This window comes from Umezawaea tangerina (assembly GCF_003002815.1).
Taxonomy (GTDB): Bacteria; Actinomycetota; Actinomycetes; order Mycobacteriales; family Pseudonocardiaceae; genus Umezawaea; species Umezawaea tangerina.
Genome location: NZ_PVTF01000001.1, coordinates 289,119 through 314,790, shown reverse-complemented (window position 1 = coordinate 314,790; position 25,672 = coordinate 289,119). Strand labels below are relative to the sequence as shown.

22 protein-coding genes are annotated in these 25,672 nt (G+C 70.8%); 9 read left to right on the top strand and 13 right to left on the bottom strand.

Annotated elements, in window-relative coordinates:
• Positions 1 to 291: 291 nt before the first annotated feature.
• Positions 292 to 2,289, bottom strand: a complete 1,998-nt coding sequence (locus CLV43_RS01460; protein WP_106185122.1) for a glycosyltransferase family protein — start codon at positions 2,287 to 2,289, stop codon at positions 292 to 294.
• Between the two features lie 335 nt (positions 2,290 to 2,624).
• Between CLV43_RS01460 and CLV43_RS01455 the strand changes: the two genes are divergently transcribed.
• From CLV43_RS01455 to lhgO, 3 genes are all read left to right on the top strand, one after another.
• A complete protein-coding gene (locus CLV43_RS01455) occupies positions 2,625 to 3,431 on the top strand; it encodes a glycosyltransferase (RefSeq protein ID WP_211304193.1) in 807 nt (268 codons plus the stop codon).
• A gap of 143 nt (positions 3,432 to 3,574) precedes the next feature.
• On the top strand, positions 3,575 to 4,771 hold the full coding sequence (locus CLV43_RS01450; RefSeq protein WP_170155661.1) for a glycosyltransferase family 4 protein: 1,197 nt from the start codon (positions 3,575 to 3,577) through the stop codon (positions 4,769 to 4,771).
• 11 nt (positions 4,772 to 4,782) lie between these two features.
• Positions 4,783 to 5,955: an L-2-hydroxyglutarate oxidase gene (gene lhgO / locus CLV43_RS01445; protein ID WP_106185903.1), complete on the top strand. Its 1,173-nt coding sequence runs from the start codon at positions 4,783 to 4,785 to the stop codon at positions 5,953 to 5,955.
• An 82-nt stretch (positions 5,956 to 6,037) separates the two neighbouring features.
• Here lhgO and CLV43_RS01440 read toward each other — a convergent pair whose 3' ends face one another.
• The 5 genes from CLV43_RS01440 to CLV43_RS01420 form a co-directional block, all read right to left on the bottom strand.
• Positions 6,038 to 7,408 carry a hypothetical protein gene (locus tag CLV43_RS01440; RefSeq protein WP_106185119.1) on the bottom strand — a complete coding sequence of 457 codons (1,371 nt, stop codon included), beginning with the start codon at positions 7,406 to 7,408 and terminating at the stop codon, positions 6,038 to 6,040.
• Positions 7,409 to 7,590: 182 nt separating this feature from the next.
• On the bottom strand, positions 7,591 to 8,850 hold the full coding sequence (gene serS / locus CLV43_RS01435) for a serine--tRNA ligase (RefSeq protein ID WP_106185118.1): 1,260 nt from the start codon (positions 8,848 to 8,850) through the stop codon (positions 7,591 to 7,593).
• A gap of 48 nt (positions 8,851 to 8,898) precedes the next feature.
• Positions 8,899 to 9,351, bottom strand: coding sequence for a DUF350 domain-containing protein (locus tag CLV43_RS01430; protein WP_106185117.1), 453 nt, complete (start codon positions 9,349 to 9,351; stop codon positions 8,899 to 8,901).
• 25 nt (positions 9,352 to 9,376) lie between these two features.
• On the bottom strand, positions 9,377 to 10,540 hold the full coding sequence (locus CLV43_RS01425) for a glutathionylspermidine synthase family protein (protein WP_106185116.1): 1,164 nt from the start codon (positions 10,538 to 10,540) through the stop codon (positions 9,377 to 9,379).
• Position 10,541: 1 nt separating this feature from the next.
• Entirely contained in the window at positions 10,542 to 11,249 is a 708-nt protein-coding gene (locus tag CLV43_RS01420; RefSeq protein WP_342749742.1) for a hypothetical protein, read from the bottom strand.
• A gap of 180 nt (positions 11,250 to 11,429) precedes the next feature.
• Here CLV43_RS01420 and CLV43_RS01415 point away from each other — a divergent pair, with 180 nt between their 5' ends.
• The 3 genes from CLV43_RS01415 (at position 11,430) to CLV43_RS01405 (ending at position 14,215) form a co-directional block, all read left to right on the top strand.
• A complete protein-coding gene (locus tag CLV43_RS01415; RefSeq protein WP_106185115.1) occupies positions 11,430 to 12,464 on the top strand; it encodes a septum formation family protein in 1,035 nt (344 codons plus the stop codon).
• A complete protein-coding gene (locus tag CLV43_RS01410) occupies positions 12,461 to 12,811 on the top strand; it encodes a metallopeptidase family protein (RefSeq protein WP_106185114.1) in 351 nt (116 codons plus the stop codon). The genes CLV43_RS01415 and CLV43_RS01410 overlap by 4 nt, the downstream gene beginning before the upstream one ends.
• Before the next feature lie 195 nt (positions 12,812 to 13,006).
• Positions 13,007 to 14,215, top strand: a complete 1,209-nt coding sequence (locus CLV43_RS01405; RefSeq protein ID WP_106185901.1) for a cytochrome P450 family protein — start codon at positions 13,007 to 13,009, stop codon at positions 14,213 to 14,215.
• A 9-nt stretch (positions 14,216 to 14,224) separates the two neighbouring features.
• Here CLV43_RS01405 and CLV43_RS01400 read toward each other — a convergent pair whose 3' ends face one another.
• The gene (locus CLV43_RS01400) at positions 14,225 to 14,848 is read right to left on the bottom strand and encodes a histidine phosphatase family protein (protein ID WP_106185113.1); all 624 of its coding nucleotides are present in this window, start codon (positions 14,846 to 14,848) and stop codon (positions 14,225 to 14,227) included.
• Positions 14,845 to 15,759 (bottom strand): prephenate dehydratase, encoded by a 915-nt coding sequence (gene pheA, locus CLV43_RS01395; protein ID WP_106185112.1) that lies wholly within the window; start codon positions 15,757 to 15,759, stop codon positions 14,845 to 14,847. The genes CLV43_RS01400 and pheA overlap by 4 nt, the downstream gene beginning before the upstream one ends.
• A gap of 114 nt (positions 15,760 to 15,873) precedes the next feature.
• Here pheA and CLV43_RS01390 point away from each other — a divergent pair, with 114 nt between their 5' ends.
• Positions 15,874 to 16,470, top strand: coding sequence for a macro domain-containing protein (locus CLV43_RS01390; protein ID WP_245886056.1), 597 nt, complete (start codon positions 15,874 to 15,876; stop codon positions 16,468 to 16,470).
• Positions 16,471 to 16,521: 51 nt separating this feature from the next.
• On the opposite strand, the gene CLV43_RS01385 is transcribed toward CLV43_RS01390, so the two are convergent.
• Complete coding sequence (locus CLV43_RS01385) at positions 16,522 to 17,004, bottom strand: GNAT family N-acetyltransferase (RefSeq protein ID WP_106185110.1); 483 nt, start codon at positions 17,002 to 17,004, stop codon at positions 16,522 to 16,524.
• A 60-nt stretch (positions 17,005 to 17,064) separates the two neighbouring features.
• On the opposite strand from CLV43_RS01385, the gene CLV43_RS01380 reads away from it, so the two are divergent.
• Positions 17,065 to 17,694, top strand: coding sequence for a response regulator (locus tag CLV43_RS01380; RefSeq protein ID WP_106185900.1), 630 nt, complete (start codon positions 17,065 to 17,067; stop codon positions 17,692 to 17,694).
• A gap of 43 nt (positions 17,695 to 17,737) precedes the next feature.
• Here the strand turns inward: CLV43_RS01380 and CLV43_RS01375 are convergent, their stop codons facing one another.
• Genes CLV43_RS01375 through CLV43_RS01360 form a run of 4 tightly spaced genes read right to left on the bottom strand, consistent with a single transcriptional unit; the run spans position 17,738 to position 24,720 of the window.
• Entirely contained in the window at positions 17,738 to 18,859 is a 1,122-nt protein-coding gene (locus tag CLV43_RS01375) for a sensor histidine kinase (protein WP_425445712.1), read from the bottom strand.
• A gap of 5 nt (positions 18,860 to 18,864) precedes the next feature.
• Positions 18,865 to 22,233 carry a thiol reductant ABC exporter subunit CydD gene (gene cydD, locus CLV43_RS01370; RefSeq protein ID WP_245886055.1) on the bottom strand — a complete coding sequence of 1,123 codons (3,369 nt, stop codon included), beginning with the start codon at positions 22,231 to 22,233 and terminating at the stop codon, positions 18,865 to 18,867.
• Complete coding sequence (gene cydB, locus CLV43_RS01365) at positions 22,230 to 23,243, bottom strand: cytochrome d ubiquinol oxidase subunit II (protein WP_106185108.1); 1,014 nt, start codon at positions 23,241 to 23,243, stop codon at positions 22,230 to 22,232. Before cydB ends, cydD begins: the two co-directional genes overlap by 4 nt.
• A gap of 13 nt (positions 23,244 to 23,256) precedes the next feature.
• Positions 23,257 to 24,720 carry a cytochrome ubiquinol oxidase subunit I gene (locus tag CLV43_RS01360; protein ID WP_106185107.1) on the bottom strand — a complete coding sequence of 488 codons (1,464 nt, stop codon included), beginning with the start codon at positions 24,718 to 24,720 and terminating at the stop codon, positions 23,257 to 23,259.
• Between the two features lie 349 nt (positions 24,721 to 25,069).
• On the opposite strand from CLV43_RS01360, the gene CLV43_RS01355 reads away from it, so the two are divergent.
• Complete coding sequence (locus tag CLV43_RS01355; protein ID WP_106185106.1) at positions 25,070 to 25,672, top strand: TMEM165/GDT1 family protein; 603 nt, start codon at positions 25,070 to 25,072, stop codon at positions 25,670 to 25,672.

Genomic DNA, 25,672 nt, shown 5'->3' with positions numbered 1-25,672 from the left:
TTGGGGTTTTTGGGCTTAGACTTGCGGCGGCGGGCAGGCTCTACCACCTGCCCTTTTTCGCCCGACGAAGCCCAAAAAAGGGGCCCCAAGTCAAGCCGGCCGCACCCCCCACGGCGGATGCGACCCCCGCCGATTGACCCCACAAGCAACCCCACCGATCGACCCCCCAAGCAACCCCAACCAACCGACCACAACGGACCGACCACAACGGACCAACCCCGACAGACCAACCCCCCAACACGCAAAAACGCCCCAGGGCCGAAACCCCAGGGCGCCCCCGCACACCTCCCCCTACTCCACAACCACCCTCCGCCGCCTCTCCCGCACGAACACCAGCACCGCAAACCCAAGCCCCAGCACGACCGCCACCAGCGTCACCTTCCACCCCAGGCTCAACCCCGGCGGCTGGAAGTCCAGCACCACGGTGCTCCCGCCGTCCTTCGCCGCGGGCAGGTCCAGCTGGATCAACCCCGCGGGTCCCTGCTTCACCTCGACCGACTTCCCGTCCACCGTCGCCGTCCACCCCGGCCAGGCCAGCGCCGCGTAGAGCACGGTCCCGGACCCGGTGTACTTCGACGTCTCCCCTTCGGCCCCGGTCGCCTTGTCCTCCTGGACCTCCACACCGGGCGCCGCGTACGACAGCCGTCCACCGGCCCAGGCCAGCGGGGCATCGCGGTGCAGGACCGTGACGGCCTTGGTGCGCTCCTTCTCCGACCACCCGTCGGGCGCGGTCGTCGGCCCGTCCAGGTAGCCGTTGGCCACGACCACGGTCTCCAGCCGCAGCGCGTCCGCGAGCGGCACGTCCACCTTCGACGACGTCGCCTGCCAGATCCGGTCGAACGCCCCCGGACACACACCGCCGTAGTAGTTCATGCACAGGGCGTCGGAGAACGTCGTGTACCCCAGGCCCGTGTAGGAGTTCAGCGCCTGGACCCCCGCGACCTCCCACTGCGCGCCGAACAGCCCGTCGCGCCAGCTCTGCTCGGGCGACACCCCGCCGGTGTTCTTGGCCAGCACGCCGGTGTCGGCGACGAGCAGCGTGCTGCCCTCGTACCGGTGGTCGAACCGGTCCTGCATCGCGGACACGTCGTGGGGGAAGTTCCACGGGTTGACGTTGTTGTTGCCCTTGTAGTGGATCAGCTGGAAGCCGAGGACGCCCGCGGTGCCGACGACCAGGACGAGCGCCGCGTACTTGGGCGCCCGGCGGGTCGCGAAGAGGAACGCGGTCAGCAGGATCCCGACGCCGACGGCCGCGCCCACGTGGTACTGGAAGCTGTGCGGCTGCGAGGCCCAGGACAGGTAGAACCCGGCCAGCACGATGACACCGCTGATGATCGCCCGGTTGCGCGCCGCGGTCTTGTGCAGCCCCTTGGTCAGCACGACCGCGAACAGCACGACGACCGGCAGGTACACGTACTCGACGAGCCTGGCGGGCCAGCGGAACATGCCCATGTTCGACGGGCCGATGGTGAACAGCACGTACACCGTGCCGAAGATGAACAGGCCCAGGTAGTCGCGAGCGCGGGTGCGCAGCTCGGACCACTTCAGCCACGGGATCAGCGGGGCGACGAACCAGGCCAGGTAGGTGATCGGGAACGTGAACGCCTCGGTGCCCTGCCACGACTCCAGCTGGGCCTGGAACGTCGGGGCGCTCAGCCCGAACAGGTCGGACAGCGCGGGCACCAGGAAGCCGTTGTTGTCGAGCTTGCTGTCGGTGCGCCAGGTGACCGCGGAGCTGCCGAGCAGCGGCAGGTAGACCACGAGGGTGCTCATGCCGACGATCGCGCCGGTCACGACGACCCTGACCAGGCCGGGCCAGTTCTTGCGGACCAGCAGCTCGACGGCGACGCCGAGCAGGATGACCACGATGCCGAGCGCGCCGTACGGGCTGCCGACGCTCATGCCCAGGTAGCCCAGGACGAGCAGCAGCAGCGGGTTGGACCGGCCGGTGCCGACGCGGCGGGCGGCCCACCAGACCCACGGCAGCCAGGCGAAGCCGATCAGGCCCGCGACCCACGCGGAGGCGTCGAAGAAGAGGGTGTAGCCGGAGAACGGGAGCGCGGTGGCGACGGCGGCCGCCGCACCGCGGTTCGCGCCGTACTCGCGGGCCAGCAGGTAGGTGCCGATCGCGAGCAGGACGAGGAACTCGGTCTTCACCAGGGTGGCGGCCACGGCGAGGTCCGGCAGGACGGAGACCAGCACGTAGTTGGCCAGCGACACCGGGTTCCACAGCGACAGCTGGACCTCGCTGAGGAAGTTGCCGCCCATCCAGGCGTCCGGCGCCAGCATCGGCCAGTTGCCGCTGCGCAGCTCGGTCCCGATTTTGAACCAGTGCGGCAGAAACGCGGCCGCCGAATCGTCCCAGTAATAGAAGATCCGATTACGGATCAGCGGCAGTTGCGCGACAATCCCGACGAAGGCCGCAACGCCCAGGACGGTGAGGAAACCGATCCACCGACCACCCTGCTCACCGGTGGCGTTGTCGCCAGGCCCGGCGGAATCGGGAAGATCAACGGCTCGACTCTCGGTCAGAGTCACTGCATCGCCCTTTCGCGTGGATCCGATCACTGGCGGCCGAGAACTAGAGGCGCCACCGGCACCGACGCGCACCCACGATAGGGTGCGTGCCGTCGCAGGCCGGAAACGAACTGGCCAGCATCGGCACAGTCTGCCAGGGAGTTGACGTGGGAACGCCAGGGGCTAGCAGTCCAGTCGCACTCAGCTACATCGTGCCGGCGTACAACGGCGCGGACGGCCTCGAAGCCACGTTGAAGGAACTCGGGGAGCACCTCGACGGGGAGCGCAACGAGATCGTCGTGGTCGAGAACGGGTCGACGGACAACACGCTCGAGCTCGCGCGGTCGATCGAGAAGTCGTGGCAGTTCGCGCAGGTCGAGCTGCGGGTGCTGAGCTCGGAGAAGGGCCTGGGCAACGCGCTGCGGATGGGCATCGCGGCCAGCCGGGGCGCCCACGTCGTGCTCACCGCCGACGACCTCCCCTTCGGGTTCGACGACCTCGACCAGGCGCGGAAAGTGGGCCTGGACAAGCACAAGGTGTTCATCGGCTCGAAGGCGCACCCGGACTCGGCAATCGACCGCAGCCTGGTGCGCGCGGTGCTCAGCACCGGATTCCTCGTGCTCCGGCTCGCCGTTCTCGGTATGCGCACGCGCGACCCGCAGGGCACTTTCGTGCTCAACGGTGAATGGGCTCGCGGCGTGGTCGGCAAATTGACCGAGCCCGGTTTCCTGCTCACCACCGAATTGGCCTACCTCGCCGAGCAGGACGGAATTCGTCCGGTCGAGGTCCCGGTTCGGCTGCGCGGTCAGCAAACGCGCGGGGGCAGCACCATCAACGTGGTGAACGACGCCTACAAGATGGGTATCGGTCTTTTCAAGGTACGCGCGAAGCACCGCAAGCGCCGCGCCCGCTAGGACGACTCGACACGATCCGGCGAACGGGATGTTCGCCGGATCGTGTACTTCAGTGACCGGCTGTTCCTGCCGAATACCTCAAGGACGCATCATCACGATGGTCCGTCCGGTCTTCGGTACAGCCGACTGTGGGAGTCCTCCGGGTGCGGATCGTCGTCGTCAACAACTTCTTCCCCCCTCGGGTGGGCGGTAGCGCCCATGTTGCGGACACGTTGAGCAGGTATTACGCCGAGCAGGGGCACGAGGTGCTGGTGATCGCCGCCGGTTACCGCAAAGCACCTGCCGAAGAAGTGCGGGACGGTATCCGGATCGTCCGCCTGCCCTCGTGGACGCTCCCCGAATCGCGATTCTCGTTCAACTTCGATATCACGTTCGCGTTGCGCTGGGGTAACCGCAAGCGGGTTTTCCGGTTGCTCGACGAGTTCCGCCCGGACGTGATCCACCAGCACGGCCAGTTCTTCGACCTGACGTGGCAGAGCGGGTTGTGGGCGCGCAGCAGGCGGATCCCCTCGCTGTTGACGCTGCACACCCGGCTGCAAAGCCCGATGCGCTTTTCGCACCTCGTGATGAGACTGCTCGACGCTCTCGTGGTGCGCCCGGTCCTCGCCCACATCCGGCCGACCTCGGTGGTCGCGATCGACCGCATCTTCCACCACTACATCAGGCGCCGGTACGCAATCCCGGCCGAGCGGATCGAACAGGTTCCGGTGGGGGTCGAACTGCACCGGTTCGAGGAATTGGACCGCGAGGCCGAGCGCGCGGCGCTGCGCGCGCGGTTCGACCTCGGCGACGGCCCGGTGATCGCCTCGCTCGGCCACGTGATCCCGGTGCGCGACCGCGTGGCGCTCGTCGAGGCGCTGCCGCGGGTGCTCGCGAGCCACCCGGACGCGAAGGTCCTGGTGGTCGGCGGCGTCTACTACCGCGCGTTCCTGGAGCGCGCGCGGCGGCTGGGCGTGCTGCACGCGGTCGTCTGCACCGGAGCGCTCCCCAAGTCCGACATCCCCGGCCTGCTGGCGGGCTCCGACGTCGAGGTGCACGACCTGCAGGGGTTCGGCATCGGCATCGCCAGCCTGGAGGCGATGGCCGCGGGCACCCCCACCGTGCTGGCCGAGCGCGCGGACTACTTCTCCTGCGCCCGCATCGCGAACGGGGAGGAGACGCTGCTGGTCACCCCCGGCGACACCGACGAGCTGGCGGCGTCGATCAACCAGCTGCTCGACGACCCCGACCTGGCCTCGGACATCGGCGCGGCGGGCCGCAAGTGGGTGCACAACAACCTGGACATGCCCCGGATCTGCGCCGCCAACCTCGATATCCTCAGACGACTGGCGGTCGAGTGATGGGAGCACCGGTGCGGCGCGTGGTGGTGATCGGCGGCGGCATCGTCGGGCTGGCGGTCGCGGCCGAGCTGGCCGCCCGCGGTGACCGGGTGGTGGTGCTGGAGAAGGAAGGCCACTGGGCCGCGCACCAGACCGGGCACAACAGCAACGTCGTGCACGCCGGGCTGTACTACAAGCCGGGGTCGCTGAAGGCGCGGATGTCGGTGGCCGGGAACGCCTCCATGACCGCCTTCGCCCGCGAGCACGGGGTGCCGGTGGAGGTGTGCGGCAAGCTGGTCGTCGCCACCTCCGACGACGAGCTCCCCCGCCTGCACCAGCTGGCCGAGCGCGCCGAGGCCAACGGCGTCCCGGCCAAGCTGATCTCCGCCGACGAGGCCCGCGAGCACGAGCCCGAGGTGGCCGCCGTCGCGGCCCTGCGGGTGGAGAGCACCGGCGTGATCGACTTCCCGGCGGTGTGCGCGGCGCTGGTCGGGCAGCTCATCGGGCGCGGCGCCGACCTGCGCCTGTTCAGCCCGGCGCTGGGGATCCGGACGGCGGGCGGCCGGGTGCAGGTGGCCACGCCGCAGGGCGTCGTCACCGCGGACGCGCTGGTGAACTGCGCGGGCCTGCACAGCGACCGGGTGGCCCGCATGGCCGGGCTGCGCCCGAAGGCGACCATCGTGCCGTTCCGCGGCGAGTACTTCGAGCTGCGGCCGGAGAGCCGCGACCTGGTCCGCGGGCTGATCTACCCGGTGCCCGACCCGACGCTGCCGTTCCTCGGCGTGCACCTGACCCGGATGCTCGACGGCACCGTGCACGCGGGCCCGAACGCGGTGCTGGCGCTGCGCCGGGAGGGGTACCGCTGGCGGGACGTCTCCCCCGCCGACGTGCTGGACGTGGCCCGCTTCCCAGGAACCTGGCGGTTGGCGCGCAGGTTCGCGCGGACCGGCGCCGAGGAGGTGCTGCGCTCGCTGTCGCGCAAGCGGTTCGCCGCGAGCCTGGCCCGGCTGGTGCCCGCGGTGACGGCCGACGACCTGGTGCCCGCCGGGGCGGGCGTGCGGGCGCAGGCGATGCTGCCCGACGGCTCGCTGGTGGACGACTTCCTGATCGAGACGGGCCCTGGGCAGGTGCACGTGCTGAACGCCCCTTCGCCTGCGGCCACCTGCGCCCTGGAGATCGGGCGGCACGTGGCGGGGCTGGTCTAGGCACCGGCTCGACGGCACCGGCACCTGGACAGCACTCGGCCCCCGTGTCCTGGCGGACGCGAGGGCCGAGGGTCCGGGGCCGCTACGGGTTGTTCAGCAGGTCGAGGCAGCAGTCCATGATGATCTTCTCCGCGCTGCCCGCCACGGCGGGCGAGACGCCGACCGGGGAGGCCTTGAGCGGAGCGGGCCAGGCGTAGACCTCGGCGTACGAGCCGCCGCCCGCGATCGTGTTGTCGGGCCACTCGAAGCCCGCCTCGTAACCGCCGTTCCAGAGCACGTTGTCCGGGGCGATGTAGGCCTCGACCTCGTTCGCGTAGCCCATGACCCAGAGCTTGCCCGTGTACGCGGCCTTCAGCTTCACGTGGAAGCCGCTGAGCACCTCGTGCGAGAGCGCGAGGATGGTGAGGCCGTTGAAGCGCCACCGCTGGATCGGCATCGCGATGTGCGTCGGCAGACCGGGGCCGTCGATCATGTCGACCATGACCTTGGCGTGCCGGTAGTTGACGTCGTCGGTCGGGAACTGGGTGAGGCGCGCGGCGTAGCGGTTGCGCAGGTTGGCGACCACGGTCGGGTTGGTGGTGTCGACCGCGAACGGCAGCTGCACCTCCTCGATCCTGGTCATTATCGGACCGGTCACGTTGGTGAAGCCCGTGTTCGCGTTGATCTTGTTGATCACCGCGTTCGCGAGCTTGTCGCCGAGGTTGACGACCTGGCTGTTGCCGCGGGGCTCGTTGGCGTTCTGGTCGCCGCAGGTGCCCTGGAAGAACATCGCGGGCACGCCGAGCGAGGCCTCGATCTGGGCGGCCGCGCGGCCGGGGTAGTCGCAGTCGAACGTGGTGTCGTTGCCGCGCGACACCGGGTGCGACCCGGCGCCGAACAGCACGGCGACCCGGTTGTTGTTCGCCTTGCGGGCGACCAGGATCGGCACCGTGTTCATCACGTAGGTCTGGTTCTCGACGCGGTTGTAGCCGATGTTGGCCGTCGTCTCGGCGTACCGGAACGTCACGGTCGTGCGCGTCTTGTTGAGCGTGGCCCGCACGAGGTCCAGCAGGCGGTCGATCAGCACGTTGGTCGTGCCGTTGACCGCGTCGATGTCCGCCTGGTTCAGCCCCATGAGGATGTACGGGTTGGGTCTGATGTCGCCGACCAACGGCCCCGAGTGGGTGTGGCTGCTGACCATCAGGAAGTCGGTGTCCGCGAGCAGGCCCTCGTCGATGAGGGTGCCTCGGATCCACTGGTTCATGTCGCGCGGGATGCTGATGAGGTCCGCGCGGAGCAGGACGTTCGGGTACCCGTCGTCCCAGATGACCATGCAGTGCGCCTTGAGCTCGCGCGCCACGTTGCCCGGCGAACTGCCGCGCGGGCTCCAGCCGTAGCCCCCCATCCACAAGCTCGGGAACGCCGGAACCTTCGGCGTGAGCTCGGTGGACCCTACGGCGATCTGAAACACCATGTGGACTCCCCTGTTGTATCCCCTGACCAACTACGTGTCGTCAGAGAGGACTCAGGAGCTACACAAACGGTGCACGCCGGAGCATTACGGAACGTATTCGTTACCCATCTGAGACATGGCCGGTCAGAGCAGTGTAACGCCGGGAATATGACGAAGAGTCACATATTTACCCCGCCGATGTGCTACCGGGAGATCGGCTCCAGGACCTCGCGGCCGCCCAAGTATGGGCGGAGCGCGGCGGGGACGCGCACCGAACCGTCACCCATCTGGTGGTTCTCCAGGATGGCAACGATCCACCGGGTCGTGGCGAGGGTGCCGTTGAGCGTGGCGACGGTCTGCGGCTTGCCGTTCTCGTCGCGGTAGCGGATGTTCAGCCTGCGCGCCTGGAACGTGGTGCAGTTCGAGGTCGACGTCAGCTCGCGGTACGCCCGCTGCGACGGAACCCAGGCCTCGCAGTCGAACTTGCGGGCCGCGCTGGTGCCGAGGTCGCCCGCCGCGGTGTCGATGACCCGGTAGGGCACCTCGACGCGGCCGAGCATCTCCTCTTCCCAGCCCAGCAGGCGCGCGTGCTCCGCCTCGGCGTCCTCGGGACGCACGTAGGAGAACATCTCGACCTTGTTGAACTGGTGCACGCGGATGATGCCGCGGGTGTCCTTGCCGTAGGACCCCGCTTCGCGGCGGTAGCACGACGACCAGCCCGCGTACCGGCGCTCGCCGTCGAGGATCTCGTCCGCGTGGTAGCCGGCCAGCGGCACCTCCGACGTGCCGACCAGGTACAGGTCGTCGTCGCGCAGCCGGTACACCTCGCTGGCGTGCTGGCCGAGGAAGCCGGTACCCGCCATGATCTCCGGCCGCACCAGGGTGGGCGTGATCATGAGGGTGAAGCCGTTCTCGGTGGCCAGGCTCGCGGCCATGTTGAGCAGCGCGAGCTCCAGCTGGGCACCGATGCCGGTGAGGAAGTAGAACCGCGAGCCCGAGACCTTGGCCCCGCGCTCCATGTCGATCGCGCCGAGCTTCACGCCCAGGTCGAGGTGGTCCAGCGGCTCGAAGTCGAACTCGCGGGGCTCGCCGACGTGCTTGAGCACGACGTAGTCGTCCTCGCCGCCCTCGGGGGCGTCGGGGTGCACGACGTTGGGGATGGCGCGGTGCAGCTCGGTCAGCTCCGCCTCGGCGGCGTGCTGCTCGGCCTCCGCGGCCTTGACCTCGGCGGCCAGCTCCTTGCCCTTGGCCAGCAGCGCCTCGCGCTCCTCGCCCTTGGCCCTGCCGACCTGCTTGCCGAACAGCTTCTGCTCGCCCCGCAGCGCGTCCGCCCTGGAGATGGCGGCACGTCGGCGTTCGTCCGCGGACAGCAGCGCGTCGACCACCGACTCGTCCTCACCGCGCGCTCGCTGCGACGCACGGACGGCTTCGGGGTTCTCGCGCACTGCCTTCAGGTCGATCACGAGGGGTAAGGGTAGTCCGTCACCCCTCGCGACCGCCTTCGGATATCACTAGCTGATGGCGACCGCCACCACGAGGCCCAGCGCGACGTGCGCGCTGGCCACGACGACGCTCGCCGGGGCGAACGCCTCCGACTCGATGAGCCTGCCGATGTCGAGCCGGGTGACCCACTCCAGCAGTCGCACGGCGACGACCTGCACGATGATCCCGACGAAACCGAAGATCAACGAGTAGAGCAGGCCCTCGGTGAGCTTGCCCTCGGAGCTGTAGATCGCGACCACGATGATGAGCGCCATGCTGAACAGGCCCGCGGCGGTCACGATGACCGCGTTCGGCTTGCCGGTGCGGACCAGGCCGCTGAGCTGGCCGGGCGTGGTGAAGTCGATGGCGTAGAAGCCGACGACCATCAGCAGCAGACCGACGACGGCGTACAGCGCGATCGCGCCGATGCCCCGGCCGATCGTGGAACCGAATCCGGGGTCCAACGCGAGTTGGGTGATCACTGGCCCTCCATGTGGTGCTGGTGCGTCATTCGACGATCCGGTGGGGAACGAAAGCCGCGCCGTCGTCGGTCACCAGACCGACTGTCTCGCGGATGCCCAGGCCCGCGGCCTGGTCGCCGACGACCCACGCACCCAGGGCGGGGCGGTAGCCGTCGAACTCGGGCAGCGGGTCGAACAGCTGGTAGACGAAGCCCTCCTTGCCGTAGACCCCACCGGTCTGGGTCTCGTAGCCGGGAGCGACGATCTGGATGTTCGAGCCCTCGCGGCCCAGCCTCGGCTTGCGCACGTACTCCGTGAGCAGGCCGGGGTCGTCGAGGTACGCCGGCAGCAGGTTCGGGTGGCCGGGGTACATCTCCCACAGCACCGCGAGCAGGGCCTTGTTCGACAGCAGCATCTTCCACAGCGGCTCGACCCACAGCGTGCCGGGCAGGCTGTCCACCGCGAAGCGGCCGAACCGCTCGTCGACCACCCACTCCCACGGGTACAGCTTCACCACGGTGTTCATCGGTGCCTCTTCGAGGTCGACGAACCGCTTGAGCAGGGTGTCCCAGCCGATGTCCTCGATCGACAGGCCGACGGTGTTCATGCCGGCCTCGGCCGCGGTCTCCTGCAGGTAGGCGAGCGTGATGTGGTCCTCGCCGGAGGTGTCGGCCGACGACCACGTGAAGTGCAGCTCGTTGGAGGGCAGCAGCGCCCCGATCTCACCCCAGCGCTCGACCAGCTTCTCGTGGATCGAGTTCCACTGGTCGTCGTCCGGGAACACCTCGGTCTTCCAGTACCACTGGAGCACCGCGGCCTCGAGCAGCGAGGTCGGCGTGTCCGCGTTGTACTCGAGCATCTTGGCCGGGCCCGACCCGTCGTAGCGCAGGTCGAACCGGCCGTAGACGTGCGGGTCGCGCCGCTTCCACGACTCGGCGATCTTGGGCCAGATCCACTCCTGGATGCCGAAGTCGCGGTAGCGCTCGGTCAGCACCACGTTGTCGACGGCTTCCAGGCACATGCTGTGCAGCAGCTCCACGTCGGCCTCGAGCGAGAGGATGTCGCTCATCTCGAAGACGTAGTGCGCCGACTCGTCCCAGTAGGGGCGTTCGATGCCGTTCACGCCCCTGGCGGGCGCGCCGAACACGAGACCCTGCTCCGAGACGGTCCGCTGCCAGTTCGGCCGCGGCGGTGCGGTGGCACGGCGCAACTCAGCTGCCCCCGCTCGTGCCGCTCTTGCTGCCGCCGCTGGACACGCCGAACCCGCCGCGCTGGATGCTGGTGCCCGACCGCGTCGAGATGCTCGCCTTCGGCGGCTTGACCGTGGTGCCGCCGGAGATCTTCTGCCCGACCACCCCCGTGCCGCCGTAGTTGTAGCGGTACTGGCTGTAGCCACCGCCGACGATGGGCATGTAGATGAACCCGCCGCTGGTGTAGCCGCCGTGCGCCCGCGCGTAGTTCTCGTCGCAGTTGTTGTCGTCCGCGACCACGACGTCGTCGTTGGTCACGCACGTCGCGGTCACGTTGTCGGGGCTCAGCGCCGCGTAGCCGATCGCGACCAGCGCGACCACGCCGACCGTGACGCCGCCGCCGATGAGCAGCCGCTTGCGGAGCTTCTTCTTCCGCTGGTACTCGGCCTCGCGGGCCTGGTCGGCCTCGATCAGCTCCTGCTGGGCGGCGGCGCGGGCGCGCTGCTCGGCCAGTGTCGGCGGACGCGGCTTCGACGAGCCGTCCTGCTGCCGGATCCGCCCGCGCGGGTTGGTCGGCTGCTGAGGCGGTTGCTCGGTGGCAGGCACGTACGGCGGCGGCGCGGAACCCTCCGCGGGCACGCCGCTGCTCGGCACGCCGCTCGGCGGCGTTGGTCCTTCGGATCCGGTCCAGGGTGTTCCAGAGGTCCCGGACCTGTCGTTCTCAGTCATCAGCCACTCCCGGCGGGGACGGTACAGAGATCAGTCGAGAAGCGGGTGGTGAGTGTCCTAATAGCAACACTCCTCCCCCGCCTCGTCGGCGGCTCGGACGGCACAGGCATCATGGAGTAGATGTCTATGAACGCTCAGTGGTTTCGTCGTGGTGGCCACATCCGCGGTACGCGGTTGGTCATGGTCGGCGCGTCCGTGGGGGGTTTCCTCCTCCTCGGGCTGAGCGCGTTCACATCTTGGCCGGTCAGCGGCGGTGGCGCACTCGGCAGCTCCACCCGGCCGACCGTCAACCCAGCGTACGAGTCCGAAGCGTCCGACTGCCTCAACTGGACGAAATCCGACCTGTCGGACGTCAAGAAGGTCGACTGCGGCAACCAGCACCTGTTCGAGGTCACCGGGAAGGTGGACCTGACCGCCACTTATCCGAAGGACGCGAAGTACCCGACGGCCGACGAGTGGGCGAAGATCAGCCTCGACCAGTGCACCAAGCCGTCGCTGGACTACCTGACCGGCAGGTACGACCCGTTCGGCAAGTACACCGTCGGCCCGCTCAACCCCGGTACGCAGGAGTGGGCCGCCGGTTTCCGCACGTTGCGCTGCGGTCTCCAGGTGGTCGGCCCGGCCGGTGGGCTGCTGCCCTCGTTCGGGACGGCCAAGAAGCAGGACCAGTCCGACGTGTACGACCCCGGCGTCTGCCTCGGCCTCAACGGCAAGTCCGTCGGCGACCCGGTGGACTGCGCCCAGCCGCACACGTTCGAGATCATCGGCGTGGTGGACCTCGGCGCCGCGATCCAGGGCGCGGACTTCCCGCCGCCGGAGAAGCAGGACGAGGTGCTGCCCGCGACCTGCGACGCGATGGCCGCCGAGTACGCGGGCGGGGTCGACCTCAAGGGCAAGGGCCTGGTCGTGACCTGGGACAACCGGGCGCCGGAGAGCTGGGCCGCCGGGTCGAAGCGGGTGAACTGCAAGATCGGCGCCATCCCGGCGGACGCCTCCGGGCTGACCGCGTTCAGCGGGTCCGTGCGCAACCCCGACGCGCCGCCGCTGACCACGTCGAACCCGCCGCAGACCACCGCCGTGAGCCAGGCGGAGGCCACCGGCGCGCCGCTGCACTCCGAGGAGGGGTCGGCCTCGGGCAAGCCGTCGGCGACGAGCCAGAAGCCGGGCGAGTCGTCGTCGTCGAACCCGTCCAGCTCGCCGCCGAAGACGTCGTGAGCGTCGAGATGACGCGCGACCGGTTCGAGGAGCTGGTCGGCGAGTCGCTCGACCTGATCCCGCCGGACTTCGCGGCGGCGATGGACAACGTCGTGGTGCTGATCGAGGACCGCAACCCGGACGAGCCGTCGCTGCTCGGGCTCTACCACGGCGTGGCGCTCACCGAACGGACTTCCGACTACGGCGGCGTGCTGCCGGATCGGATCTTCATCTACCGCGAGGCCATCCTCGACATCTGCCACGACGAGGACGACGTGGTGAACGAAGTGGCGATCACCGTGGTGCACGAGATCGCCCACCACTTCGGCGTGGACGACGCCCGCCTGCACGAACTCGGCTGGGGCTAGGGATCTCCCACACTTGTCGGTTAGCGGACTCCGCTCACCGACCGCTCGTCGACCGCTATTCGCACGACGGAGGCCGTTCGGCGCATCAATGCCGTTGAAACACGACTCGCGGGATCACTTGACCGTGATTTTCCACAATGCACGATAATACTGCCTCGTCAGATCACGTACCGATCACACCCGGAGACCGTGACCATGGAGCCGCAGTTTCGTCAGACGACGATCGACCCCTCCGGGCGATTCCTGCACGCCGAGAACGACCGCCTCCGCGTCAAGGGCCCCGCGACGCGGGTAATGCTGCCCGGCGGCATCTCGGCCTGGTCCGTGACCAGACACCAGGTCGTCAAACGGCTCTGCGAGGACCCGCGCGTGTCGAAGGACCCCCAGCGGCACTGGCCCGCCTACGCGGGCCTGCCGCTGGACTGGCCGCTGCGCGGGTTCATCTCGACCGCGAACGCCTTCACCACCTACGGTCCCGACCACCAGCGGCTGCGGATGCTGATGGCGAGCGCGTTCACGCCGCGCCGGGTGGAGTCCGTGCGCGCGAAGGTGCACGGCACCGTGGACCGGATCATGCGGGAGCTGAGCCGGGCACGACCCGGCGAGGTGCTGGACCTGCGGCGGGCGTTCACCGACGTGGTGCCCGCCGAGGCGCTGTGCGACCTGATCGGCATCCCCGACTCGTTCCGGGGGAGGGCGTCGCACGCGATCCAGGCGATCAACCGGCCCACCTCGGACGACCGCGACTTCATGGACCTCACGATGTGCCTCGGGGCCCTTGTCGCGACCCGGTACATGGTGCCGGGCGACGACATGGCCAGCGACCTCATCGCCGCCCGGTACGGCGAGGAGCAGCTCTCCGAGGCCGAGGTCAACACCGCGCTCGTGCTGATGATCGGCGCGGGCAGCGGGACCACGGCGAACCTGCTGGGCAAGGCCGTCGTCTCCCTGCTCACCCACCCCGACCAGCTCAAGCTGGTCAAGGCGGGCGACGCGAGCTGGGTCGACGTGATCGAGGAGACGCTGCGCCTGGAGGGCCCGGTGCAGCACCTGCCGCTGCGCTACGCCGTGGAGGACATCGACCTCGGCTACGAGGTGGTGATCAAGGCCGGTGAGCCGATCCTGCTGTCGTTCGGCGCCGCGGGCCGCGACCCGGTCGCGCACGGCCGCACCGCGAACGAGTTCGACCTGGGCCGGACCGACAAGGAACACCTCGCATTCGGGCACGGCGTGCACCACTGCATCGGCTCGCCACTAGCCCGAATGGAGGCATCAATCGCACTGCCAGCGCTGTTCTCGCATTTTCCGGACATCGAACTGGCGGTGCCCGCCGCGGAACTCCAGCCGTTGCCGACGTTCATCTACAACGGGCACGTCGAATTGCCGGTTCGGGTGCGGAAATAGCGAGTGGATCTACCCGAGGGGTCGGTCGGACGGGATGTCGACGCCGGACCACGCCACGCAGCGCCAGGCGTCGCCGTCGGACTCGAGCACGACCCGTCCGGTGTTGGGCAGCAGGCCGGTCGCGGCCATGCCCGACGTCACGTTCGGCGCGAGCGCCTGGCCGGTCAGCCGGATGGCGCCACCGTGGCTGACCAGCACGACCGTCCCCTCCGCGACCCCTTCGGTGATCTTCGCGATGGTGCCGGTGCAGCGGTCGACCACCTGGCGGCCGTTCTCGCCGCCGGGCAGGGTGAGGTCGAGGTCGCCCTCCGCCCACGCCGCGGCGGTCTTCACGAACACCCCGTACGACTCGCGGTCGGACCGGCCCTCCAGGTCGCCGCAGAAGATCTCCTGCACGCCCTCCACGACCTGCACGGCCAGTCCGTGCCGCGCGGCGACGGGTGCCGCCGTCTGCTGCGCGCGCACGGCCGTGCTGGCGTAGACGGCCACCACGGGCTCGTCGGCCAGCGCCTCGGCGAGCCGGTTCGCCTGCTCCTGGCCGAGGTCGGTCAGCGGCGGGCCGGGCGGCACGGAGTCGAGGGTCATCTTCAGGTTGGACGCGGTCTCGCCGTGCCGCACCAGCATCAACTTCACGCGCCCGCTCCTTGTCGTACCGAGGCCACCCAGTCGGCCGCCGCGATGAAGTCCTCGTTGCTGGCGGCGACCAGGTCGCCGCTCACGGCGGGCTCGGCCTGCGGGTAGGACCCGAGGAACCGGGCCTGCCTGCAGTGCCGGTGCAGCGCCGCGAGCGCGTCGCCCACCCTGGGTTCGGCCACGTGGCCGAGGAGGTCGATGTAGAAGCGGTACTCGCCGAGGCGGCCCTTGGTCGGGCGGGACTCGATCCTGGTCAGGCTGATCCCGCGCAGCGCCAGCTCGGTCAGCAGCTCGGCCAGGACGCCGACCCGGTCGGCGGTCGTGACGACCAGGGAGGTGCGGTCGGCGCCGGTGGGCTCGGGCAGCGCGCCGGGGCGGCGCAGGAGCAGGAAGCGGGTCTTCGCGTCGGCCACGTCGGCGACCCCGGTGGCCAGTTCGCGCAGCGGGTAGTGGTTGATCGCGACCGGGGCGCTCACGGCCGCGTCGAACTCGCCGCGCTGGACCGCGACGGCCGCGGCGGCCGTCGACGTCGTGGACACGGCGGTGGCGTCCGGCAGGTGCTCGGCCAGCCAGTGCCGGACCTGGGCGAGGGCGTGCGGGTGGCTGGCGACCGTGCGGACGACCTCGGTGTCCGGCCGGACCAGGACGCTGAACCGCACCGCCAGCACGCTCTCGGCCACGGCGACCAGCGGTTCGCCTTCGGCGAGCGCGTCCATGGTCGCCGGGACGGCGCCCTCCACGGAGTTCTCCACGGGCACGCACGCGGCCTCGGTGTCGCCTTCGCGGACGGCGGCCAGCGCCTGCGGGACCGTCGCGAATGGAACGAGCTCGTCGCGTCCGGCGTGGACGAAGCCGAGGGCGGCCTGCTCCGTGAACGTCCCTTGTGGCCCGAAATAGGCGATGCGCGACACGGGGCAACCATACGAGGGCCGCGCAGCGTGACCGCCGTTGAGTCGAGGATCACCCGACCGGCCGGTGCCCAACCCGGTTCCGAAGTGGGTGTCGCAACTGGAATGCTTGTCCGCGTGTCCCCCGATGCGGAGGGTGAGATCAACACTCCGGCAGCTCCCCAAATCGTGTTGTGCGCCGTCGACGAGCCCTTGGCCACGGCCTGGCTCTCGGTGGCGGAAGGTCGGGCGGGGATCCGGGTCCACCGGGGTTCCGTGCTCGACATCATCGCCGAGGCGGTCGTCAGCCCGGCCAACTCCTACGGCTGGATGCGGGGCGGCATGGACGCCGTCTACGCGCGGGCCTTCCCGGACGTCGAGACCGCCGTGCGCAGCGCGGTGCTCGCGCTGCACGGCGGCGAACTGCCCGTCGGCGAGGCGATGCTGGTGTCCACCGGCGAACCCGAGCCGCAGTGGCTGATCAGCGCGCCGACCGTGCGCCACCCCGGTGAACGCCTGCCGGAGGACACGGTGCACCCGTACCTCGCGGCGCGGGCCGTGCTGCGGCTGTGGCAGGAGGGGCGGCTCGAGGACGGCAGACCGGTCCGCGAGGTCGTGCGCACCCTCGCCATGCCCGGTCTGGGCACGGGCGTGGGCGGCGTCGCGCCGGAGACGTGCGCGCGCCAAGTCGCCGCGGCGTGGGACGAGGTGTTCAGCCCGTTGCCGAGGCGTTAGCCACAGGTTGTGCACAGACCTGTGGACAACCATGTGGACAGCTGTGCACAACTAGCGGATCGAGACCCGTCTCTCCAGGTCCAGCTCGTCCGTGATGGGGATGCCGTAGTCCCCGACGACCGGGATCTCGGGCTTCAACCTGCGCGACTCGCGCACCGCGTCCGGCCGCAACGCCGCCAGCTTGAACCCGCGGCGCTGGTAGAAGCGCATCGCGTCCAGGTTGTCGTTCGTCGTGGTCAGCCGGATGCGCGTGCACCCGAGCTCCCGCGCGCGCAGCACCGCGGCGTCGACCAGCGAGCTGCCGACCCCCCGGCCGCGGCGGAGGGCGTCGATGGTGACGATCTCCATCACCGGCCCGGAGGTCGCGTAGGTCAGCAGACCCAGCACGCGGTCCTGCTGCTCCACGAGGAACCCGGGCAGGCTGGCGGGGAAGAACACCTCCCCGTGCGCCACCGCGGTGTGCGCGTGCTGGAGTTCGAGAACCAGACGTCCGACAACGATCCGATCGGCTTCCTCGATGGGGCGAACGACCATGCTTGAACTGTGTCAACACGAGGGCCGCTCGTGAACCGGCATTCGCCGTACGGTTGGTCCGTGTCCGTACGCGTGTTGCTCGTCGACGACCACGAAGTCGTGCGCAGGGGTCTGCGCGAGATGCTCGACGACGAGGACGACATCGAGGTGGTCGCCGAGGCGGGCGGCGTCGCCGAGGCCGTCGTCCGGGCCGGCGCCGCCCGGCCGGACGTGGCCGTGGTGGACGTGCAGCTGCCCGACGGGAGCGGCGTGGAGCTGTGCAAGCGGTTGCGCGCGCTGCCGGACGGGCCCCGGTGCCTGGTGCTGACGGCGTTCGACGACGAGGAGGCGCTGGTCGGGGCGATCATGGCGGGCGCGTCGGGGTACCTGCTGAAGCAGGTGCGCGGCCAGGACCTGGTCACGGCCGTGCGCGAGGTCGCCGCGGGCCGGTCGCTGCTCGACCCGGTGACGACGGCCAGGGTGCTCGACCGCATGCGCCGCCCAGCCGAGCCGGACGTGCTGGCCGGGTTGACCGACCAGGAGAGGCGGGTGCTGGAGCTGATCGGGGAGGGGATGAGCAACCGGCAGATCGCCGAGCGGTTGTTCGTGGCGGAGAAGACGGTGAAGAACTACGTGACGGCCGTGCTGGCGAAGCTGGGGATGGAGCGGCGGACGCAGGCGGCGGCCTGGGTGGCGCGGCGGTCCCGCTGAGCGGTGCTCGTCGTGGTCGGCACTGCTTCAACCGCGGGTGTCCTCACAGCGGGACCTGCCAGGTGATCGTCGTCCCCGTGCTCGGCGACGACGCGACCTCGCTGCTCCCGCCCGCCGCGATGGCGCGTTCCTCCAGGTGGCGCAGGCCGCGGGTGGCGACGCCGCGGGGGATGCCGCAGCCGTCGTCGGTCACGCGCAGCAGCAGGCGGTGGGGTTCGCGGTGCAGGGCGATGTCCACGGTGTGGGCGCCGGAGTGGCGGACGACGTTGGAGAGGGCTTCGCGGAGTGCCGCGCGGAGGTGGTCGGCGAGGTCCGCGGGGACGGTGGTGGGGTCGCCTTCGACGTCGAGGGACGGGGTGAAGCCGAGGAGCTCGCCCGCGATGCGGATCTCGGCGCGGACCGAGTCGACGAGGTCGCGGTGGGCGGACTTGCCGGGGTCGGCGCTGCGCAGGGCGCGGACGGTGGCCCTGACCTCGGCGATGGTGTCGTCGAGCTGGTCGACGGCCTCGGTGAGGCGGGTGGTCTCGCGGGCGTCGAGCTGCTTGCCGAGGCGGCGGCCGAGCAGGTCGAGCTGGACGCCGGTGGCGTAGAGCCGCTGGATGATGACGTCGTGCAGGTCGCGGGCGATGCGCTCGCGTTCCTGGTAGACGGCGATCCGCCTGCGGGCGGTCGCGCCTTCGGCGAGGACCACGGCCAGGCCCGCTTGCGCGGCGAAGGCGGCGAGCAGGTCCACGGTCTCGGGGTCGAACGGCGGTTCGCCGCGGCGGCGGTAGACGGCGAGGGCGCCGATCTTGCGTTCGCGGGTGCCGAAGGGGGCGACGGCGAAGGGGCCGTAGCCGCGCAGGGACTTGGGCACGAACGGCGCGGTGCGCGGGTCGGTGGTGACGTCGGTGGCGACCACGGGGACACCGCCGCGGGCCGCTCTGGCGGCGGCGGAGCGGGAGGACAGGACGGAGCCGACGGGGTCGCCGTCGAAGCCGAAGCCGTGGGAGGCCTCGACGACGAGCCTGCCGTCGTCGGCGGTGAGCATCGCGAGGCCGAGGTCCGCCTCGGCGAGTGCCGCGGCGGAGCGGACGACGAGCGGGAGCACGGCGTCGGGGTCGTCGCCCGCGAGCGCGGCCGACGTGATCTCGGTCGACGCGGCGAGCACCTGCCTGGGGTCCACGACGGTCAACGGTAGGCCCGTTCCCGCACGTGCCCGTCGGCGACGTCGAGCACCAGGTCCGCGCCCGCGGTCTCCTCGGGGCGGTGGGTGATGTGGACGACGGTGCGGCCTTCCAGCGCGACCGCGAGCCGGTCGAGCAGCGCCCGCGCGGTCGGCGGGTCGAGGTGGGCGGTCGGCTCGTCGAGCAGCACCAGGTCGGCGTCGTGCAGCACCGCCCTGGCCAGCGCGACCCGTTGCGCCTCGCCGCCGGACAGCAGGCCGTTGCCGATCGCCGTGTCGAGCCGGTCGGTCCACTCCGGCAGCCCGGCCAGCCGCAGCGCGTCGCGCAGCCGCTCGTCGTCCGCGTGCGGGTCGGCCATCCGGAGGTTCTCGCGGAGGGTCGTGGCGACCAGCTGCGGTTCCTGCGGGCACCACGCCACCCGGTGCGGTGCCCGGACCGGCGCCAGGAAGCCCAGCAGGGTCGCGAACAGCGTCGACTTGCCCGCGCCGGACGGTCCGACGACGGCGGTCCAGCCGACCGGCAGGTCGAGGTCGACGTCCCTGAGCACGGGCTCCGCGCCGGGCCAGCCGAGGTCGGCGTGCCGCAGCCGGACGGGTCCGTCGGGGCCGCGTTCCGCGCGTTCGTCGCTGTCGATCACCTCGGTCAGCCGCTGGTGCGCCTCGCGCAGGGCGGCGCGTTGCTGCGCGGCCTGCGGCAGCCCGCCGAGCGCTTCGGCCAGCGCCAGGGGCACCAGGCCGAGGACCGGGAGCAGCAGCGGGTCGACGTGGCCGATGGCGAGCGCCGTGCAGACCAGCGAGGCGAGACCGGTCGTCAACTGGAGCACGGCCGTGGCCGCGCCCGCGCCGAGCGCCTGCCTGCGGGCCTGCCGGACCAGCTCGGTGTCGCGTTCGGCGACGTCGGCGCGCTTGCGCTCGTGCGCGCCGAACGAGATGAGGTCCGGGGCCGCGTCGAGCAGCGTGAACACCTCCGCCCCGAGGGCGCGGCGGCCGCGGGCCAGGACGGTGCTGGCGCGGCGTTCGACCGCGACGGCCACCGCGGGAGCGGTCAGGCCGCCGACCAGGAGCGCGACCGCCAGTGCCAGCCCGGCGGCCGGGTGGATGAGGGTGAACAGCAGCACCGCGCCCGCGCTCACGCCCGCCGCGACGATCGGGGGCAGCAGCACGCGGGGCACCAGGTCGCGGACGGTGTCGGTGTCGTCGACCAGCCGTTGGAGGGTGTCGCGGCGCAGCCGGGCGGGGCCGAGCCGCACCAGCGCCTCCCACAGCCGGACTCTCAGGTCTCCCGCGAGCCGGAACGCGGCCTCGTGCGACACGAGCCGTTCCAGGTAGCGCAGCACGCCCTTGGCCAGCGCGAACGTCCGCACGCCGACCACGAGCACGGACAGCGTGAGGATCGGTGGCTGCTCGGCGGCGCGGGCGATCAGGTGGGCGGCCAGCGCGCTGAGCGCCACGCCGCTGCCGAGCGCCGCGATGCCGAGCGCGGCTCCGGCGAGCGCTCGACCGGTGAGCAGCCGTCCCGGTTTCCTCACCCTGGCGCTGTCCCGGTGGTCGGTTCCGGTGGCCTCGGCGGGCACCGGTTCGTCGGTGTCCCCCGCGAGCCGGTGCGTCGCGAGGACGACGGCGACGCCGGTCGCGGCGGCCCGGTGGACGGCGGCCATCACCAGGGCCGCGGTCGGCGGGTCGAGGTGCGCGGTCGGCTCGTCGAGCAGCAGCACCCGTGCCCCGGCGCGCACCTTCAGGAGGGCTCGCGCCACGGCCACGCGCTGGCGCTCACCTGTGGACAGCTCGTTGACGCGCCGGTCGTAAAGGTGCTCCGCCGCGACCTCGGCCAGCTCCGCCCGTTCGGGCCTGCGGCCGAGGACGAGCTCCAGCTCCTCGACGACCGTCGTCCCCGCGAACGCGGGCCGCTGCGGCACCCAGGAGACGATTCGGCGCCAAGTCGACAAATCCACAGTGGACAGGTCGTTTCCGCAGACCAGCACCTGACCGGCGTCCGGCCGCACGAACCCGAGCAGCACCGCCATCGTCGTCGACTTCCCCGACCCGCTCGGCCCGTCCAACCGGTGCACCTCCCCCGCGCGCACCACGAAGCCCAGCCCGTCCGGAGCGTCCTGCTCGCGCCGCTGCACGTGCAGATCCCGCACGTCAAGCACGGTGTCACCCGATCGGACGCCGGTTGTCCACAGGTCCAGGGGTTGTCCACAGGCAAGATCGACAACTGCTTCCCGACCGGGTGAGGGCGGTAGGCTGGAGCAGGGACGCCCCCCAGGGACGGGTGGGGGCTGCGTTGTGTGCGGTGCTGTGTTCGTGCTGGTCGAAGCGGTGTTGGTGCTGGTCGAAGCCGGGCGGGTCGAAGCCGGGCTGGTCGAAGCCGGGCTGGTCAGGGTGGCCATGGTTTGCGGAGTGCTCGTGCTCGCCCGAGTCGCGTTCGCCGGGACCACACCATCCGGGTCCGCGCTGGTCAGGATGTCGTTGACGCGGCGGACGGCTTCGAGGCCGTCCTCGCTGGCGTGGTGGGCGGCGCCCGCGGCCCTGAGCGGCAGGTAGCACTCGGGGGCCAGGATCAGGACGACCAGTGCCGTGGTGAGGGTGAGGTCGCCGGAGACGAGGCGGAGGCCGACGCCGACGGCGATCAGGGCGACCGACAGCGAGGCGGCGATCTCCAGCACGAGCGCGGACAGGAACGCGACGCGCAGGGTGCCCATGGTGGCCTTGCGGTGGCGGTCGCCGATCCGGCGGACGGCCGTGGCCTGCGCCTCGGCGCGGCGGAACGCGGTGAGCACCGGTAGGGCGCGGACGAGCTGGAGCAGGTGGCCGGAGAGGCGTTCGGTGGTCTCGGCGGCCGCGGTGACCTGCCGTTGGGTGAACAGGCCGATGAGGATGGCGAACACCGGGATCAGCGGGATGGTCAGGGCGATCAGGACGGCGGACGTGGGGTCGGTGAGCAGGATCCAGGCGCCGACCAGCGGTGGGACGACGGCGGTGGTCACCAGTGCGGGCAGGTAGCGGGTGAAGTAGGCGTCGAGCGCGTCCAGGCCCTTGGTGGCGAGGACGGTGAGCTCCGCCGGGCCGCGGTCGGCGATCCAGGCGGGTCCGAGTGCGAGTGAGCGGTCCAGTACCGCGGCTCGCAGCTCCTCCTTCGCGCCCGCGGCGGCGCGGGCGGCGACGGTCTCGGTGGCCCAGGCCAGTGCGGCGCGGGCGAGGACGGCCCCGGCCAGCGCGGTCCAGGACGAGCCGCCGGTGAGGGCGGTCGCGAGGGCCACCGCCTGCGCGACGGTGGCGGCGGCGGTCAGGGCGGCGAGGCAGGCGCACCAGGCGAGTGCCCACCTGGCCGAGCGGGACAGCGCGGGGAGTGCGCCGAGCGGGCCCTTCACGACGTCGGGACGTGGACGGGTGGGATGTGGCGGGTGCCGATGCGCTTGCGGAACACCCAGTAGGTCCACGCCTGGTAGACGAGCACCGCGGGGGTGCCGAAGGCGGCGACCCAGGTCATCACCGTGAGCGTGTACGGGCTGGACGCGGTGTCCGCGACGGTCAGCGAGTTCGCCGGGTCGAGGGTGGAGGGCAGCACGTTGGGGTACAGCGCGCCGAAGAGCGCGACCACCACGCCGACCACGGCGACGGCCATGAGCGCGAACGCCTGGCCTTCGCGGCCCAGGTAGAGCCTCGCCATGGCGCCCAGCGCCGCGAGCGCCACCACGATCGACGCGGCCCACGTCCACACCGAGCCCGAGTGGAGCTGGACGACGAGCAGCAGCACCACCAGGGGCAGCAGTGCCACGGGGGCGATGCGCAGGGCGAGCCTGCGGGCCCGGAGCCGGATGTCGCCTTCGGTCTTGAGGGCGATGAACACCGCGCCGTGCACGAGCGCGTAGCCCGCGACCGCGAGGGCGCCGAGGACGGTGTCCCAGCGGATCGAGGCGAACGGCGAGCCGACGCGGTCGCCGTTGGCGTCGATCGGCAGGCCGAGAACGCTGGAGGTGAGCAGCAGGCCGACCGACAGCGGGGCGATCCACGAGCCCGCCACGATCACCTTGTCCCAGCGGGAGCGCCACCGGTCCGAGTCGACCTTGCCACGGTACTCGAACGCGACGCCGCGGCCGATCAGGCCGACCAGGAACAGCACGAGCGGCAGGTAGACGGCGCTGAACAGGGAGGCGTACCAGCCGGGGAAGGCGGCGAACGTCGCGCCGCCCGCGACCAGGAGCCACACCTCGTTGCCGTCCCAGACCGGGCCGATGGTGTTGACCAGGACGCGGCGTTCGGTCTCGTCGCGGCCGAGCACCGGCAGCAGCATGCCGACGCCGAAGTCGAAGCCCTCCAGGAAGAGGTAGCCCAGCCACAGCAGGGCGATCACGCAGAACCAGACGGTTGCGAGGTCCACGGCCGTTCTCCTCTCAGTACGCGAAGGTGAGGGCGTCGTCGGTCTCGGCGGGTTTCGGCGGCGGTATCACGCCCGCCACCCCGGCGCGGACGTAGCGGCGGAGCAGGAAGACCTCGATGCAGGCCAGCAGTCCGTAGACGGTGGTGAGCACGACCAGCGACGTGAGCACCTCGCCCGCCGTGGACGAGGACACCGCCTGGGCGGTGAACATCCACACGCCGTCCACTCCGGACGGGTTGGGCACGACGACGAACGGCTGGCGGCCCATCTCGGTGAAGATCCAGCCGAAGCTGTTGGCCAGGAACGGGGTCGCGATGCTCGCCAGCGCGGCGAGCGGGAACCACCTGCCGCGCGGGACCCGACCTCGCCGGGTGAGCCAGAGCGCGGCCAGGCCTGCGCCCGCGGCGATCGCGCCGAAGCCGATCATCAGCCGGAAGCCCCAGTAGGTCACCGGCAGCACGGGCACGTAGTCGATCGGCTTGCCGGACAGCTCGCCGAGCCGCTCGTCCACCGGGTAGTTGGTGCCGTACTTCTGCTGGTACAGCGGGACGAGCTCGTCGAGGCCCTTGACCTCGCTGGTGAAGTCGTTGTGCGCCAGGAAGGACAGCAGCGCGGGCACGGTGATGCTCTTGACGCTCTCGCAGTCGGCGCGGGTCACGTCGCCGATCGCGAACACCGAGAAGCTCGCCGGTTGTTCGGTGTGGCAGAGGGCTTCGGCGGCGGCCATCTTCATCGGCTGCTGCTCGAACATCAGCTTGCCCTGGAAGTCGCCGGTGATCGCGACCCCGGCGAACGCCACCACGCCGACCCACGTGCCGAGCTTCAACGACGAGCGCCACACGGGTTCCTCGTCGGTGCGCTTCCACAGGTGCCAGGCGCCGATGCCGACGAGGAACGTGGCGGCGACGGCGAACGCGCCGAAGATCGTGTGCGGGAAGGCGGCGAGGACGGTGTTGTTGGTCAGCACCGCCCAGATCGAGGTGAGCCGGGCGCGGCCGTCGGCGAGCTCGATGCCGACCGGGTGCTGCATCCACGAGTTCGCGGCCAGGATGAAGTAGGCCGACGCGATGGTGGCGAGCGAGAACGCCCAGGCGCAGGCGAGGTGGACCTTCTTGGACAGCCGGTCCCACCCGAAGATCCACAGGCCGAGGAAGGTCGACTCGACGAAGAACGCGACCAGGCCCTCCATCGCGAGCGGGGCGCCGAAGACGTCGCCGACGAAGCGGGAGTAGGCACTCCAGGTCATGCCGAACTGGAACTCCTGGACGATGCCGGTCACCACGCCCATGGCGAAGTTGATCAGCAGCAGCTTGCCCCAGAACTTGGTCATCGCGTAGTAGCGCCGGTCCCCGGTGCGCACCCACGCGGTCTGCATGCAGGCGACGAGGAGGGACAGGCCGATCGTCAGGGGCACCATGAGGAAGTGGTAGACGGTGGTGATGCCGAACTGCCACCGCGCGAGATCCAGTACGTCCACACTTCGACGGTAGGTCCGCGGCACCGGTCCTGATCAGGTGCGACGGTCCCCCGTTCGGGTAGGACCTAGGTCCCGGCCGGACCGGGACTGTGCCGCGGTCGACATCGCGGTGGACCCGTGCGCCCTGTAGCATCGGTGGTGCCAGAGGGGAGTAGTTCCCGCTGCCACCAGTGCTCGTCAACGGCTGTGGCGCGGCGAGGTGATCGACATACTGATCCGCCAGTTGCGGGATCCGGTCCCTCACCCACTTCGCGTGGGCGAACGAGACCTCCGGCCGGGTAGTGCACCATGCCCGGTCGGGGTCTGCTGCGCCTCCGTCCGGGCTTCATCGGACGTGGAGGCTCGCCCAATGGCATCGTGGTTCCTGGCTCTGGTCACCGCTTTCGGGCTGGTGTTCCTGCTTGAGCTCCCGGACAAGACAACGGCGTTGACCCTGGTGCTGACCACCAGGTTCCGCCCCATGCCGGTGCTGGCGGGTGCCGCTGTCGCGTTCGCCTTCCAGGCCGTCATCGCCGTGGCGCTGGGCAGCGCCATCGCCCTGCTGCCGAACCGGCTGGTCGCGGGCGCGGTGTTCCTGATCTTCGGGATCGGCGCGTTCCTGCTGTTCCGCGAGGGTTTCGCGAAGGACGACACCGACGAGGCCGACGGGTCGGGTGCGGGCAAGCAGCCCGCGACGTTCCGCCGGGCCGCGCTGACGTCGTTCGGCACGCTGTTCGCCGCGGAGTTCGGGGACGCCTCGCAGCTCGCCGCCGTGGGTGTGGCCGCGCGGTTCGCCCAGCCGACGGCGGTCGTGCTCGGCACGTTCCTCGCGCTGATGGTCGTCTCGGGGCTGGCCGTGTTCATCGGCAGCAAGATCAGCCGCAGGGTGCCCGCGCACCTGATCAACCGCGGCGCGGGGTTCGTGTTCGCCGCGTTCGCGCTGATCGCGCTGTGGCAGGCGGTGTTCGGCTGA